The organism is Azospirillum sp. RU38E, from assembly GCF_900188385.1.
Lineage (GTDB): Bacteria > Pseudomonadota > Alphaproteobacteria > Azospirillales > Azospirillaceae > Niveispirillum.
Genome location: NZ_FZOI01000001.1, coordinates 1156675 through 1171447, shown reverse-complemented (window position 1 = coordinate 1171447; position 14773 = coordinate 1156675). Strand labels below are relative to the sequence as shown.

Below are 14773 nucleotides of genomic sequence, written 5' to 3'. Positions count from 1 at the left end.
ATAATCAAGATCGCAAATTTTAATGGTTATCCGATGCTCGACCTTGAATCGGTGCAGCTTTTCGTGTTGACGGTGGATCTGGGTGGCTTGACGCGGGCGGCTGAGGCGGTGGGAACCGTGCAGCCGGTGGTCAGTCAACGGCTGAAGGCCTTGGAGGCGCAGTTGGGAACCCAATTGCTGGAGCGTTCGCCCCGCTTCGTGCGGCCCACAGCGGATGGGGTGGTCTTCCTGGAACGGGCGCGGGCCCTGCTGGCCGCCCATGATGCGACACTGCGCTTCAAGGACGGTCCGGCCCTGCATCTGCGCCTGGGCATCAGCGACCATGTGATGGGGGCCGCGTCCGGCCCGCTGCTGCGACGGTTGCGGGCAATCCTGCCGGCAGATATTCGGCTGGAACTGCGGGTATCATTGTCCCAGTCCCTGCGAACGGCCTTCGAACAGGGGGAGTTGGACACCATCATCATCCGCCGTGAGGCTGGCGGCAATGATGGGGAGGTGTTGGGCAGCGAGCCCTTGATCTGGTGCGGCGATCCCACGCTGCTTGCCGGCACCTCACCCTTGCCCATCGCGTCATTGGGGGAACCTTGCGGCGTGCGCGCCCTGGCGATACGGGCCCTGGGCAAGGCCGGTATCCCCTGTTACGAAAGCTTCGTGGCCGGCAGCAGCAGTGCCTTGCTGGCTGGGCTTTCCGCAGGATTTGGAATTGCGCCCATGGGGCGGTTCGGGGCCGCCAGCCAGGATGTCGGGCCATTGCTGGGTCTTCCCCGGCTTCCTGCGTCCGATATCATCCTTCTGGGCCGCGCCACGGGCCAGGCACGGACCAGGGCGATCAATGCCATTGCCGCCAGCGTCCGCGCCGCCCTTGCCGCCCCCGGTGTGACCGGGGGGCACTAAACCCGTGGATCAGAACCGGGCGGACAGGCCCGCGATGAAACGGCGGGGTGCGCCGGTTGACAGAAAACGCGGATCATCAAAGCCCAGTTCCCCGGCATCCCCATAAATACCGAAGGTGGCATAGCGATGGTCGAACACATTATCGATCCGGCCATTCAGGGTGACACCCTCGATCAATTGATAACGGGCCGACAGGTTGAACAAGGCGAAACCGCCCAGCGGTCGCGTCAGGTTCACCTCATCCCCACGCAGAAAACGGCTGGAGGAATAGTGCATCTCCGCCCCCAGCACCAAGGCCCTGCCCAACGCCAGATCGGCGCCGATCTTCAGGCTGTGCTGGGGAATGCCGGGGATGCGGTCGCCTGGGCTGACGGCGATGTCGCCATCGGCCTCCGCCTGCGGATTATACGGGGCCTGGATCGACAGCGGGCTGCGGAAGCTGGCCTTCACCAGCGCATAATCGATGAACCAGGAAACCGGCCCCTGGCTGCCCGATAATCCGGCCTCCAGCCCCTGGCGCCGGGTGCGGCCGACATTGCCGAAATAGCCGGTGCCGATGACGGGACCGGCGGAAATGAAGATGATGTCGTCCCGGTTGTCGGTGCGAAAGGCCGCCAGCGACCATTCCACCTGTCCATCTGCCCATTTCCCCCTGGCCCCCGCCTCCCAGGTGCGGGATCGCACATCATCCAGTGGCGGATCGGCCAAAAAGGCATTCGGGAAGCGGCAGGGGCGTTTCGGGTCGGCACAGGACAGCTCAGCCGGCGTGGGGATGCGGTTATTCTCATTGACGCTGGCATAGAGCACCGTCCCCGGCTGGGGATTCCAGGCCAGCCCCATGCCGGGGTTAAGCGCGGTATAGGTATGGTCACCGTCCAGATCGCTGCCCAACTGGTCCCGCAGGCGCAGATCGGCATGGGTCAGCCGCAAGGCCCCGGTCAGATGCAGATCGGGCGCCAGCGACAGCGTGTCGGACAGGCTGGCCCCCAGCATCCAGGACCGGGTTTTCAGCCCGACATTGAATTCATCATTCCCGATGGCAATCCCCAGGCTTTCCACCCCGCGTGTGGCGTCCAGTTGCCCAAGCTCGGTACCGCTGCCATAGCGGGTGCTGGCATGGTCCAGCGTTGCCCCCAGGATCAGGATATTCTCCAGACCGCCCGGCGCGCCGGCGTGCCGCGCCTGCAGGCTGAGCCCCTGGCCGTCGGTGCGGGTCCGGGTGCGGTTGAAGACGGCATCGGGCTCCTCGGTCAACCCGCCAACCGGCCTGCCATCAGCGCCGATAACCGGTTCCAGATCGTCACCCTCCTCCACACAAAGGCCGCTGCCGCACAGTTCAAAACTGCCCTGGTCGCCATTGGCCGTCCGGCGTTTCAGATGGCGCCAATGCGCGGCGGCCCGCAGGGTCCAGCCCTGCCCGGCCATCATCTCCCCCCGCAGGGAAAGCGCCAGCAGGTCGCTATCCGTGCGGTCAGGATGGGTGAAGACGGCCCGGCGATCCTGCGTCAGCAGATCGCCGGGTGCCGCGCCATTGCCCGTCAGTTCCGATGTCGCAGCGGTGATGGAAAGGCCCAGTTCGCCACCGCCATCCGGCCGGTACAGCACATCGCCATAGGCCCGGGTCAGCCGGCTGGGGGAGAAATCCCGCCAACCATCATCCCGCCCGTGCGACAGGCCCAGATAATAGCCCGTCTTCCCCTCCGTCCCGCCCGTCTGGGCGGTCAGGGAGAGGAAACCATCCGATCCGGCAGCAACCTCAGCTTCCGTGCCCTGAAAGCTGAACCCGTCCTTCATGGACAGCAGCACCGATCCACCCAGCCCGTTGGGGCCAAAGGTGGGGTTGGAACCGGCGATCACCTGGGCATGGTCGATGGCGAAGGCCGGCAGCAAATCCCACTGCACCACATCGCCAAAGGCCTCGTTGACGCGCATCCCGTCCTGATAGACGGCCACCCCCTGCGGTTCACCCAAGGCAGGGGCGGCGGTGAAACCGCGCAGGGCCACGCCCTGCTGCCAGACATTCCCCAGACTGTCGATGCTGCTGACCGATCCCAGCCGGCGCTGCAGCCCCTCCGTTGCCGTCACGGTGCCCGGCCGGTTCATCGTGGCGCTGTCCAGGCGGTGGCCGCTGGCCGGCAACCGGTCCAGCGGCACCCCTTCCTGGCCGCCGGCAAGGCCAATGACAATCACCTCCTCGGCCTGTTCCTGCGGCTGGGCCAGGGCGGCAGGGGTCAGCAGGCTGCTGGTCAGCAGCCAGAATAGCGGCGGGCGGCGCATGGGGTTCTTCCCTGGAACGGTCTTTGTTGACCCCATTGGGCCGCGCCAGGGTCGATCCGGACAATTGTACCATCGGGTCAGTCATTTATCCCGGAATTGACGGGATATTTATCCTGATACCTTCGCCCTATGGCCGGGGTGGCCCAGCTCGGTCTAAGCTGAACTTTCACGCCCGTTGGACGGGAAGGGGGACGGCTTGTCGCTGCGGTGGCGGATCATTCTGCTGGTGATGCTGGCGGCGGCCCTATCGGCCCTGGCCGGGCTGGCGGTGACCGTGGCGGGTGCCCGCGTTTCCGTGCGGATGGAGACGGAAGCCGCCCTGGAACTGGCGCGGGCCGAGCCCCCCCGGGCGGCATTGCCCGCCCATGTCCGCCATGTCACCCGCCAGTTCGTGCCGCAGGGCAGCCCCCTGCCCCCGGTGGAACGGCACCATCCGGGGGTGCCGGGCTGGTTTGCCGCCCTGGTCTGGAATGGGGCAGACGATATTCTGCTGCCGGTGGAGGGTGGTGTCTGGCTGCTGCGCGCCGATCCGGCGGATGAGGTGGCGGAGGTCTGGTCGGACACCGTGGTGCTGGCGGTGACGGCCGCCATCATGCTGCTGTTGATGCTGCTGGCCCTGTCGGTTCTGGTGGGGCGGGCGCTGGCACCGCTGAACGGCTTTGCCCTGGCGCTGGACCGTTTGGCCCAGGGGCAGCAGGCGGGGCCGGAAACTGCCATTGCCATCCCGGAACTGGCAGCCATCGGTCAGCGGATCGCCCGGCTGGATCGGGAACTGGTGGCGGCACGGGCGGAGAATGCCGCCCTGTCACACAGCCTGATTGCCCTGCAGGATCAGGAACGGGCCCAACTGGCGCGCGATCTGCACGATGAGTTGGGACCGCTATTATTTGGTATCCGCGTGGATGCCCATGCCATTGGCCGCGCTGCCGCCACCGGCCCGGTACCGCCGGGGGATGCGGCGGGCCGGGCTGGCGCCATCGCCGATGCTGCCGCCGGCATCCGCGACCTGTCCCGCCGCATTCTCAACCGGTTGCGCCCGATGGGGTTGGATCATCTGCACGCAGCCGACATCTTGCGCGATCTGACGGCGGGGCTGGCGCGGCAGCATCCGCAGACAAGCTTCAGCGTTGATCTGGACATGTCGGCCTTCGCCCGCAGCGAGGCCGCCGACCTGACGCTGTACCGCATCGCGCATGAGGCAATCCTGAACGCCCTGCGCCATGGCCAGCCCAGCCGGATCGGCCTGCGGGTGCAGGGCCAGGCCGACAGCATTACCCTGCAGGTCAGCGATGATGGCGGCGGCATGAAGCCGGACGCGCTGCCGGGGCACGGCATTACCGGGATGCGGGAACGCGTCCGCGCCCTGGGTGGCCGGTTCAGCATCACCAGCGGGGCGGATGGGCAGACCCTGGTGGAAGCCCATATTCCCGTCCCCGCCGCAACAGCAGAAGGATTGCACCGCCATGGCTGAAACCGCCCCCCTGATCCTGGTGGTTGATGACCATGCCATTGTGCGCGGCGGCTGCCGCCAGTTGCTGGAGCCACCGCTGTCCCGCTTCCGCGTGGTGGAAGCGGCCGACGGGCAAGCCGCGCGAACCCAGGTGGAGCGCCATGATCCCGATCTGGTGATCACCGACCTGAACCTGCCGGGCACGCCCAACGGGTTGGACCTTGTTCGGGAACTGACAGAGGCGGGGCGGCGTGTCGTTGTTCTGTCCATGCATGAAACGCCGGGCATTGCCAGCCGTTGTATTGAACTGGGTGCTGCCGCCTATGTCACCAAGTCCGACGCGCCGGAAGCCCTGGTGGAAGCAACAGAGGCGGCATTGCGAGGTGCCCGCTGGCTGTCGGCCGATATTGCCCGCGCCCTGGCCCTGCCCAACCGCGAAACCGACCTGACGGAGCGGGAGGCGGAAATACTGGACCTGCTGGCCGATACGGCCGACCTGGATGATGTCGGCCGCCGTCTGGGCATCAGTTACAAGACGGTGGCCAATACCCTGGTCCGCCTGCGCAACCGGTTCGGCGTGCGCCGCACGGCCGATCTGGTGCGCGTGGCGGTGCAGCGCCGGGTGGGTGGTTAGGGATTACACCCGCCACCCCGCCACAATCGCCTGCCCGCCCCCGGCGGCCAGCAGGGATTGGGCGCGGGCCGGATCGCTGGCGGCAATGGCGGTGGAGAGGGCATCGGCCAGGGTGGCCGTGGATGCGGCGACGCTGACCTGCCGCCAGCGATCGGCCGGAAGCCCGGTTGCCGGGTCCAGGATATGGCCATAACGGCCAGCCGCATCGATCAGGCTGCCGCGCGGGGCAGAGGTGGCGACGGCCCGGCCGGAAACGGGAATGTGGGTGGCGATCCGCGCGGCATCAACCGGATCGGCCACCCCCAACTGCCATTCCCGCCCGTCATCACGCCGGCCGATACCGCGCGGTTCCCCCATATCCACCAGCATATGCCCGATACCGTGGGCCAGCAGCAGATCGGTCACCCGGTCAGTGATATAGCCCTGGGCAATCCCGTTCAGGGTCAGCGCCATACCCGGTGGCAGCCGTACCCGGTCGCGCCGAACCTCCACCCGCTGCCAGCCGACCGCCTGCCGTACCGCCCCAAAATCAACCGCCCCATCCCGGTAGAATTGCCAGAGCGGCTGGACCGTGGGATCAAAGGCGCCAGCGGTGGCGGCTGACAGGGCCAGGGCCTGGCGCAGCAGATCGGTGAAGGCGGCGGGCGGATCAGCCAATTCCCCTTCCCGGTTCAGGCGGGACAACAGACTGTCCGGCCGATGCAGGCTGAACAGCCCCTCCAGGGCGCTGATCAACCGGACAACATGGCCGATCAGCGCCCGGGCCGCCCCTTCCTCCACCCCATGCAGGGTCAAGCTGGCGGGGCCGCCCATGGCCTGGCCCTGCCATGTCACCGGCGGTGGTCGGCGGGGCCAGAGGGCGAGCGCACTGCCCGCCAGGGCCAGGGCGGACAGGCGCAACACCCGGCGGCGGCTGGGCAGCGGCATGGTTTCAGGCGGCATGGTGACCGCTCCCCTTTCTGGGCTGGATGCGGGCTGCGGCCCCTTCCCCATGACGTGCCGCCACCACCAGCGGCACGCAGCGCCCCTTGTCGGCATAGATGCCGACGCAATCCAGGCACTGGAAACATTCGTCATAGCGGATGGAGCCATCCCGCCGGATGGCCTTGTACCGGCAGCGGCTGGTGCAAAGCTGGCACGGGCTGCCGCAGGCCGGCCGCCTGGGTATCCAGTCCAGCAGGCGCAACCGGCCGGCCAGTGCCAGAAAGGCACCCAGCGGGCAGAGATAGCGGCAGAAAGGCTTGAACATCACCAGCCCCAGCAGCAGCCAGAACCCGGCATAGAGCACGAAGGGCAGATCGCGGACGAACCCCAGCGTGATGGCGGTTTTGAACGGTTCCACCTCTGCCGCTTTCTCCGCCTCCCCCGGCAGAACCAGGGCCGTGACCAGCAGCAGCGCCAGCACGGCATATTTCACCAGCACCAGCCGCTGATCCAGCCAGCCCGGCACCCGGATACGCCGCAGCCGCAGCAGCCGGCCCAGCGCATCGGCAAATTCCTGCAGCGCGCCGAAGGGGCAGAGCCAGCCGCAGAACGTGCCCCGCCCCCAGATGATGGCGGTGACCGCGACATAGGCCCAAAGCAGCAGTGACACCGGATCATAGAGCAGGAAGCTGAAATCCATGCCGTTCACCGCCCCCTTCACCACGCCTTGCACAGTGACGATGGAGAGCTGGCCCTGGGCCTGGATGCCGATAAAGCCCAGCGTTGCCGCCAGAAAGCCCATGCGCGTCCAATAGAACTGCCGTTCGCGCCGGGACAGGCGGGTCTGCGCGATCAGTCCCGCCGTCAGCCCCAGCAGCATCAGCCCCAGAATGGCCAGTTCCGGCAGACGGCTGCCCCAGGCCAGGAGCCATTCCGGCGGAGTTTCCACCATCACCGGGGCAGTGAACAGGCTGGCCGGCAGCGCATAATTCGTTGTGAAATCGCGCATCTGCCGGTCGGGCAGGATCAGGCCCTTTTCCCGCACCGTGCGCAGTGACAGGGTCCAGGGGCTGGCCGGATCGAAGGCGGCGGAACCATCGACGCGGAACAACCGCACCTCATCCACCGTCGGCAGGCCGGCGGGCAGCACATAATCATGCACCATGTCGCGGATATTGACCGGAAAGCCTGCTTGGGTGACGGCCAGCCGGTCCGGCACCGTGGCCGGCACGAAATCCGGCCCGGTATAGGAATAACGCCCGCTGGACAGCACCAGCAGCACCTCTTCCCCTGGCTGCAGCCGGTCCATCACCTGGACATACTGCGCCTCCCCCAGCAGGGAACGGCCGATGGCAGGCACGTTCAGATAGGCGACCCAGAGGTCGATGAAAATCCCCTGCGGATCGGCCAGCCCCGCCGCATCCAGGCCAGCAAAGGGGGTGCCCTGGAATGCCTGTTCAACCATGGCGTTGGTCAGGCTAAGGCGGCGGACGTAACCGCTGGCGACCAGGGCATCCCAGCCCATGATCTGGTCCATCTCCGGACGCGGGATGGATTTCGGCTTCGGTGCCAGGGCCGCCATCTTGGCCTGCGCCACCTTGGTGGCGGCCCCCAGAATGGTCAGGTTGGCAATGCGCAGGCTGGCCGTCGCCTTGGCCACCCCATCCAGGGTGACCGAACTGCTGCCCGCCCTGTCGGAGGTGCCGTACTGGCTGCCGATCTTGATATTCTGCCGGATGGTAAGGCCGCGATATTGCGTCAGGAAATCCGCGAAGGGTTGCGGCCCCAACCCATCGACAAAGACCGGTTCATGCTGGGACAATATCTGCACATCCAGGAAGCGGCCGGCATCATCCATCGCCACCAGCAGGTTCATAGGCGTGCCGGAAAAGCCGGGAATGGACGTCAGCGATCCGGTTTCAAAAATATACCCCGCCACCATGCCGGCCTTGATCAGCGGCCAGGCCGGCACCGTCTTTTCCTTTTCCCCCAGGCTATAACCATCGGGCAGCAGACGGGCCAGTTCCTCCTCCGTCAGCGCGGCGGCGGGGGCCGGGGCGGCGAACAGCACAAGCATCAGGAACAGCACCAGCCGCAACAGCATCACACCCCCTCCGGTTGCTGAAAAGGCTAGGATGCATAAGGGCCGGCGGGTATTGGACTTTGGTTTCACCAGCGGTCACAAGTTCGGCTCAGACGCCGGCGCTGCGTCTTTACCGCAACCCGCGCTATCGTCTCTTACAGCCGCTATCCCCCTCATCATCGCCCAGGCTATCCAGCGGGGTGCGCTGGTGCAGGAAGCCTTCCTGCGGGGAGACGGCCACCAGCAGGCGGGGGGAGGTGATCAGCACAGGCTGGCGCAATTGCCCGTCCCAGGGCCGGAAGCTGAGCGCCTGCCCCTTGAAGGCGGCCAGGGTGAAGCCGGGATCATTCAGCGCTGCCACGATGGCGGCGGTATCGCCTGGGTTCACCTTGGAGGCCGCCTCCGTCACCGCGCGCACCGCCGTCCAGGCGGCATAATCGCGTTCCGTCATCACCCGGCCGGCCAGGGCCTGGAACCGGTTCTGCAACTGGGTGCCGCCCCATTGTTCAAACACCCGTGACCAGGCCGTCGGCACCAGTTCCGCCGTTCCGGCCACCGGGCGGGGGCGGGCGGTGCGGTAGCTGAGATAATCGCCGAACGTCCCTTCCTCATCCGCCACGATCAACACATCATGGTCAGCCCCCCGGGTGAAGGTGGCCACGACATCGCGTTCATTACTGAAACCATCATCGGTGCGGGCATGGCCGACATCGAATGTCCAATCCTTCTCCGCCACAATCCGCGCGCCCAGCCGTTTGGCGGTGCGGCGGATGGCGTCGGCATAGGGCTTGTCGCCCGGCCCGCTGCCGGTGACCAGGAACCAGTTCGTCCAGCGCCGCAGCACCAGATATTGGCCCAGCGCATCGGCCAACATGCGGCGGCTGGGGATGGTGTGCAGCAGGTTGGGCCGGCATTGGCCATTGCGCAGATCATCATCACGGGCCCGCACATTCAGCACCAGGGCACCGGCTGCCCCTGCCCTGTCCGCCACCCGCAGCAGCGCATCGGCCGGCAGATCGGCAATGATGAAACGCACCCCCTGGCCCAGCAGGGCCGGCAGGTCAGCCTCCTTGCCCTCCACCAGCCGATAGGCGCGTTTCAGGAAGCGGCCACTGATATTGCCATCCTGCACGCCCAGCCGCGCGCCCTGCAGGGCGCCATCGCGGATCACCGGGTCCAGGAAGGAAAGCGGCGTTGCCGGCGGTTCCGCCACCCCGATGAAGCCGATGGGAAGCATGTCGGCGGCGGGGGCAGCAGCGGGCGGTGGGTCGGCGGCCAGCAACGGCATCGCCGACAACAGGGCCAGGGCAAGCATCAAGGGGCGCAGCATGGCTCCATCTCCCGCGTCATGGATGCGGACAGGCATCACACCGGATAGACCGAACGTCTGTCGCGTCACATTGCACTATCGTCTAAGTGCTTGGTGAAAGCCGGCATCTTGGCAGCCCGCCCTGCTGGCCTTACCATTCGGGCAACCATGCCCCGGTCCCCCGGCCGGGGCGATGCCGAGCCTGGATCGAGGGGCGCATGTCGCCACAGCCAAGCCGGCCGCTGGTCCGGGCCTGCAGCCATCAGGCGGACCCGGCGGCGGCCATTGATGAGCTTTCCCCATCGCTGCTGGCGGCCGACCCGGTGCTGGTGGTGCTGTTCTGCTCGTCCCATCATGATCTGCCGGCCGTGGCCGCACAGGTGCGCGCCCGTCTGCCGGGCGTTCCCGTCATCGGCTGCACCACGGCCGGGGAATTGACGCCGTTCGGCTATATGGATGGGTCGATCAGCGCCGTCGCCTTCCCCAAGGGCGATTTCGCCGCCACCATCGGCCGCTTTGATCATGTCAGCCGGTTTGAAATCGGCGATGCCCGGCCCCGCGTGCGGGAATTGCTGGCGGAAGCGGAGGATGCGGCCATCGGCATGGGCCCCGATGCCCGCAATGTCGCCCTGTTCCTGGTCGACGGGCTGTGCGTGAAAGAGGAACTGATCATCAGCGCCCTGCATGATGCGCTGGGCGGCCTGCCGCTGATCGGCGGGTCGGCCGGCGATGACATGCGGTTTGAACAGACCCATGTGCTGCATGACGGGGAATTCCATGTCGATGCCGGGGTGTTGCTGATCCTGACCACGATCCGGCCCTTCAAGGTGTTCCGCAACCAGCATTTCGTGCATTCCGACGAAAAGATGGTGGTCACCCAGGCCGACCCCACCCGCCGCATCGTCACCGAAATCAATGCCGAGCCGGCGGCCCGCGAATATGCCCGCATGGTCGGGCTGGAGGGGGAGCCGCTGACCCCGATGATCTTCGCCTCCTACCCCGTGGTGGTGCGGGTGGGCGGGGAATATTATGTCCGCTCCATCCAGAAGGTGAATGAGGATGAAAGCCTCACCTTCTTCTGCGCCATCGATGAAGGCATCGTGCTGACGGTGGCGACCGGCGTGGATATTGTGCGCAACCTGGAAGAACTGTTCGAAGGCCTGACGGCAGAAATCGGCAAGCCAGAGCTGATCCTGGCGTTCGACTGTGTGTTCCGGTCGCTGGAACTGGAACAGAAACAGTTGAAACATGCCGCCTCCAAGGTGCTGGCCAGCCAGAATGTCGTCGGCTTCTGCACCTATGGCGAACAGTTCAACGCCATGCATGTGAACCAGACCTTCACCGGTCTGGCGATAGGTCGCCGATGACAGCCCTGCTTGACCCCGCCAACGACCTGCCCAGCCCGGAACAGGAGCGCATCGCCATCCTGGAGCGGGAAAACTGGAAGCTGCGGCGCATCAATAAGGCGCTGATGGACCGGGTGGAACGGTCCATGGATTATCACGGCAACGCCTTTTCCCTGTTCCAGACGGCCATCGTGCTGGAAAGCCGGGTGCGCGAACGCACCCAGCAGCTGGAAGATACCTTGCGCAAGCTGGAAGCCTCCAACAGCGCACTGGCCAGCGCCAAGGAGCTGGCGGAAACCGCGCAGACAAGGCTGGCCGAGGCCATTGAAAGCGTGAATGAGGGCTTTGCCCTGTTCGACGCGGATGACCGGCTGGTGATGTGCAACCGCACCTATCTCAGCCTCTGGCCCGCCATCGCGGAGATGATCCGCCCCGGCATCAGCTTTGGGGAGATCGCCCGGCTGGCGGCGGCCCGTGGCTCCGTGCTGTCGGACAGCAGCGGCCCGGACCGCTGGGTGCGCGACCGGGTGGCCCAACATGCCGGGGCAGATGGCACGCATGTCCACGCCCTGGCCGATGGCCGCTGGATACAGATCAATGAGCGGCGGACCGGCGATGGCGGCATCGTCGGCATCTATACCGACATTACCGATGTGAAGGAACGCGATGCCCGCGACGGGCAGGAACGCATCCGTCTGATCACCGATGCCATGCCGGCCCTGATCGCCTATGTCGATGCTGACGAAACCTATCGTTTCGTCAATCGCCGCTATGGCGAAATCTTCCGCCGGCCCCGGCATGAGATTGTCGGCTCCACCATGCGGGAACTGCTGGGGGAGCCGGCCTATCTGCTGCGCCGCCCGCACATCGCTACCGTGATGGCGGGCTTTGAGACCCAGTTCGACCTGGAATTCGATACAAGGTCCGGCAAACGCTATTCCCAGGCAACCTATGTGCCGCATTTCGCCCCCGATGGGGGGGTGCTGGGCTTCTTCTCCCTGATCCAGGATGTCACCGAACGGCGCAGCGTGGCCGAGGCCTTGCGGGAAGCCAATGAAGGGCTGGAACGGCGGGTGGCGGAGCGCACCGCCGCCCTGCAGCAGGAAATCGCCGAACGCCAGCAGATCGAGGCCAAGCTGCGGGAGGCCAAGACGGCGGCCGAGCAGGCCAACCTCTCCAAAACCAAATTCCTGGCCGCCGCCAGCCACGACCTGCTGCAGCCGCTGAACGCCGCCCGCCTGTTCGTCTCCGCCCTGACCGAGACGGAACAGCAGGCCGGCGCGCGGGTGCTGGTGGAAAAGACTGACGCCGCCCTGCTGTCGGTGGAAGATCTGCTGGAAGCGCTGCTGGATATTTCCAAGCTGGATGCCGGGGTGGTGCAGCCGCAACAGGATGATTTCCCGCTGGCCATGCTGCTTTCCTCCATGCAGGCGGAATATGCGCCGGTGGCCAAGGAGCGCGGGCTGGACCTGCGGGTGCTGCCCAGCCGGGCGATTGTCCATACCGATATGCGGCTGTTGCGCCGCATCTTGCAGAATTTCGTCTCCAACGCGCTGCGCTACACCCGCACCGGGCGGGTGCTGGTCGGTTGCCGCCGGCTGGCCGACGCGGTGCGGATCGAGGTGCTGGATACCGGCCCCGGCATCCCGCCCGACAAGCTGGAAGCCGTGTTTGAAGAATTCCGCCGCCTGGAAGGTGACCGGCCGGCCGGCCGCGACAGGGGTATGGGGCTGGGGCTTGCCATTGTGCAGCGGGCCGGGCGCATGTTGAACACGCCCATCGGCCTGCGCTCCCATCTGGGACGCGGGTCGGCCTTTACGGTGACGGTGCCGCTGGGCAGCAAGCAGCGCCCGCCGCAGGTGGGCAGCGTCCGCGTCGCCCCGCCGGCCAGCCCGCTGACCGGTGCGCGCATTCTGGTGATCGATAATGAACAGGCAATCCTGGACGGGATGGGCGCGCTGCTGCGCGGCTGGGGCTGTCAGGTACAGGTGGCCCCCAGCGCCACGGCCGCCATGGGCGTTCTGCCGGCGCTGGGCGGCTGGCCCGATGTCATTATCGCCGACTACCATCTGGAAGATGGTGAACTGGGCGTGGAGGCCATCGCCCAGGTGATCCAGGCCCGTGGCCGCGACATCCCCGCCATGGTCATCACCGCCAACCGCACCACCAGCGTGCATGAACGGGTGCAGAATGATGGCTATGCCCTGCTGACCAAACCCGTCAAACCGGCCCAGTTGCGGGCGCTGGTGACGCAGTTGATCGGGTAGCGTTATCCGCATCCGCTTGCAGCGCGGCTTTCAGCTTATGCCCAACCTCAACGATCGCATCCAGCGCCGGTATCAACTCCAGCCCCAGCGGCGTCAGGGCATATTCGACCGACGGGGGCGAGGTCGGTTGCATGGTGCGGGTCAAGACCCCCCTGCCCTCAAGCTCCCGCAGGCGCTGTGACAGAACCTTGGCAGAGACCGGTGGAATATCCAGCCGCAGTTCGTTGAAGCGGCGCGGCCCGGCACGCAGATGCCAGATTACATTCGGGGCCCAGGCTCCGGCAATGATGGTCATACACTCGGTCAGCGCACAGGGCTCGGGCGGAGGCGCGCTGCGGTTCTTGCGAAGCTTGAGGCTCATGCCTGAACTCATACTCTGCTGCCTTGATCAGAACCTATAGGTTCTGATCAAGGCCCTCAATCGCCGGCGCCAACATCCGTTGGCTTGGCTTCACGCGGCACGTGCCGCGCGGCGGCGGTCGCCGCCGTACCAAGTTGCGATGAGTTCACATCATCGCAACTTGGTATCAGGTTACTGCGGGGAAACCTGAGAATCCAGTAACTGTTGGAAACTTGGTTGGCAAGGGAAACCGCGCTGCATAACCTTCCGTTATCAGCAGCAAGGAACCTCGTCATGAATTTTTTTTCAAGCCGGACGCCTGTTCGATGCAGCAAGAGGGTCTGATCGTGGAGAAAGCGGCATGACACAGGCGTTCACCGACATTACCGCCGTCTTGCAGGACTATTTCGATGCGCTTTACTTCTGCGATACTGAGATTCTGCAGCGCGTCTTTCATCCCAAGGCAATCTATGCCACAGCGGATGAAACACCCATGCTTTATCGCACAATGGCGGACTATGTCCCGGTGGTGGCGGCCCGCCAGTCTCCGGCGTCACGGGGGGAGCCACGCCGCGACCATATCGATGCCATCGATCTGGCGGGGGAAAACACGGCCGTCGCCCGCCTGCGCTGTTCCATCGGGCAACGGGACTTCGTGGATTTTCTCACGCTCGTCCGCACCGAGGGGCAGTGGCGTATCATCGCCAAGGTCTTCCAGATTATCGAGCGTCAGATGATACAGACCTGATCGCCCCGCAGCGGCGGCCCCGCTGCCTGCAGCGCTGCCGCTTCCGCGTCTGTGAAAACGCGGGAACGGGTGAGGAAGCGCAAACCCTCCGGGCTTTCCAGGGAAAAGCCCGCCCCGCGCCCCGGCACGGCATCGATGATCAGTTGGGTATGTTCCCAATATTCGAATTGGGCGGCACCGATGAAGACGCGGGCGCCGTGAATATCCCCCAGATAGACATCCCGGCTGCCGACCTTGAATTCCCCTGCCTGATAGCACATCGGCGCCGAACCATCGCAGCAACCGCCGGACTGGTGGAACATCACCGGCCCATGCATGGCGCGCAGCCGATCAATCAGCGCATCGGCGGTAGCGGTGGACAGAACGCGCGGCACCATGGGTTCGCTCCATCACGTGGCAGGGGAAGACCAAAAAGGAAGGGCGGATGGCGCCTTGGGACGCCATCCGCCTTTACACTCACCACATAATACCAGCGGCACGAAATCAAGACCGTTGGTATAT

Annotated in this window: 12 protein-coding genes; 6 read left to right on the top strand and 6 right to left on the bottom strand. The window is 65.8% G+C overall.

Annotated features, from left to right (window positions below):
• The first annotated feature begins 33 nt into the window (after positions 1 to 33).
• Positions 34 to 894, top strand: coding sequence for a LysR family transcriptional regulator (locus CHB97_RS05075; protein WP_089286791.1), 861 nt, complete (start codon positions 34 to 36; stop codon positions 892 to 894).
• Positions 895 to 903: 9 nt separating this feature from the next.
• On the opposite strand, the gene CHB97_RS05070 is transcribed toward CHB97_RS05075, so the two are convergent.
• The gene (locus CHB97_RS05070) at positions 904 to 3171 is read right to left on the bottom strand and encodes a TonB-dependent receptor (protein WP_160105573.1); all 2268 of its coding nucleotides are present in this window, start codon (positions 3169 to 3171) and stop codon (positions 904 to 906) included.
• A 196-nt stretch (positions 3172 to 3367) separates the two neighbouring features.
• On the opposite strand from CHB97_RS05070, the gene CHB97_RS05065 reads away from it, so the two are divergent.
• Both CHB97_RS05065 and CHB97_RS05060 read left to right on the top strand, forming a co-directional pair.
• Entirely contained in the window at positions 3368 to 4642 is a 1275-nt protein-coding gene (locus tag CHB97_RS05065; protein ID WP_089286789.1) for a sensor histidine kinase, read from the top strand.
• Positions 4635 to 5255 carry a response regulator transcription factor gene (locus CHB97_RS05060; RefSeq protein WP_160105571.1) on the top strand — a complete coding sequence of 207 codons (621 nt, stop codon included), beginning with the start codon at positions 4635 to 4637 and terminating at the stop codon, positions 5253 to 5255. Before CHB97_RS05065 ends, CHB97_RS05060 begins: the two co-directional genes overlap by 8 nt.
• Positions 5256 to 5258: 3 nt before the next feature.
• Here the strand turns inward: CHB97_RS05060 and CHB97_RS05055 are convergent, their stop codons facing one another.
• The 3 genes from CHB97_RS05055 to CHB97_RS05045 all read right to left on the bottom strand — a co-directional run bounded on the left by CHB97_RS05055 (position 5259) and on the right by CHB97_RS05045 (position 9592).
• A complete protein-coding gene (locus CHB97_RS05055) occupies positions 5259 to 6197 on the bottom strand; it encodes an FAD:protein FMN transferase (RefSeq protein ID WP_160105569.1) in 939 nt (312 codons plus the stop codon).
• A complete protein-coding gene (locus tag CHB97_RS05050) occupies positions 6187 to 8283 on the bottom strand; it encodes a 4Fe-4S binding protein (protein WP_089286787.1) in 2097 nt (698 codons plus the stop codon). The genes CHB97_RS05055 and CHB97_RS05050 overlap by 11 nt, the downstream gene beginning before the upstream one ends.
• Before the next feature lie 124 nt (positions 8284 to 8407).
• The gene (locus tag CHB97_RS05045) at positions 8408 to 9592 is read right to left on the bottom strand and encodes an ABC transporter substrate-binding protein (RefSeq protein WP_089286786.1); all 1185 of its coding nucleotides are present in this window, start codon (positions 9590 to 9592) and stop codon (positions 8408 to 8410) included.
• Between the two features lie 197 nt (positions 9593 to 9789).
• Between CHB97_RS05045 and nosP the strand changes: the two genes are divergently transcribed.
• Complete coding sequence (gene nosP / locus CHB97_RS05040) at positions 9790 to 10938, top strand: nitric oxide-sensing protein NosP (protein WP_089286785.1); 1149 nt, start codon at positions 9790 to 9792, stop codon at positions 10936 to 10938.
• The gene (locus CHB97_RS05035; RefSeq protein ID WP_089286784.1) at positions 10935 to 13184 is read left to right on the top strand and encodes a NahK/ErcS family hybrid sensor histidine kinase/response regulator; all 2250 of its coding nucleotides are present in this window, start codon (positions 10935 to 10937) and stop codon (positions 13182 to 13184) included. Before nosP ends, CHB97_RS05035 begins: the two co-directional genes overlap by 4 nt.
• On the opposite strand, the gene CHB97_RS05030 is transcribed toward CHB97_RS05035, so the two are convergent.
• Positions 13138 to 13545: a helix-turn-helix domain-containing protein gene (locus CHB97_RS05030; protein WP_089286783.1), complete on the bottom strand. Its 408-nt coding sequence runs from the start codon at positions 13543 to 13545 to the stop codon at positions 13138 to 13140. The genes CHB97_RS05035 and CHB97_RS05030 overlap by 47 nt on opposite strands.
• Positions 13546 to 13885: 340 nt before the next feature.
• Here CHB97_RS05030 and CHB97_RS05025 point away from each other — a divergent pair, with 340 nt between their 5' ends.
• Entirely contained in the window at positions 13886 to 14272 is a 387-nt protein-coding gene (locus CHB97_RS05025) for a nuclear transport factor 2 family protein (RefSeq protein ID WP_089286782.1), read from the top strand.
• On the opposite strand, the gene CHB97_RS05020 is transcribed toward CHB97_RS05025, so the two are convergent.
• On the bottom strand, positions 14254 to 14649 hold the full coding sequence (locus tag CHB97_RS05020) for a DUF779 domain-containing protein (RefSeq protein WP_089286781.1): 396 nt from the start codon (positions 14647 to 14649) through the stop codon (positions 14254 to 14256). The genes CHB97_RS05025 and CHB97_RS05020 overlap by 19 nt on opposite strands.
• Positions 14650 to 14773: the final 124 nt, after the last annotated feature.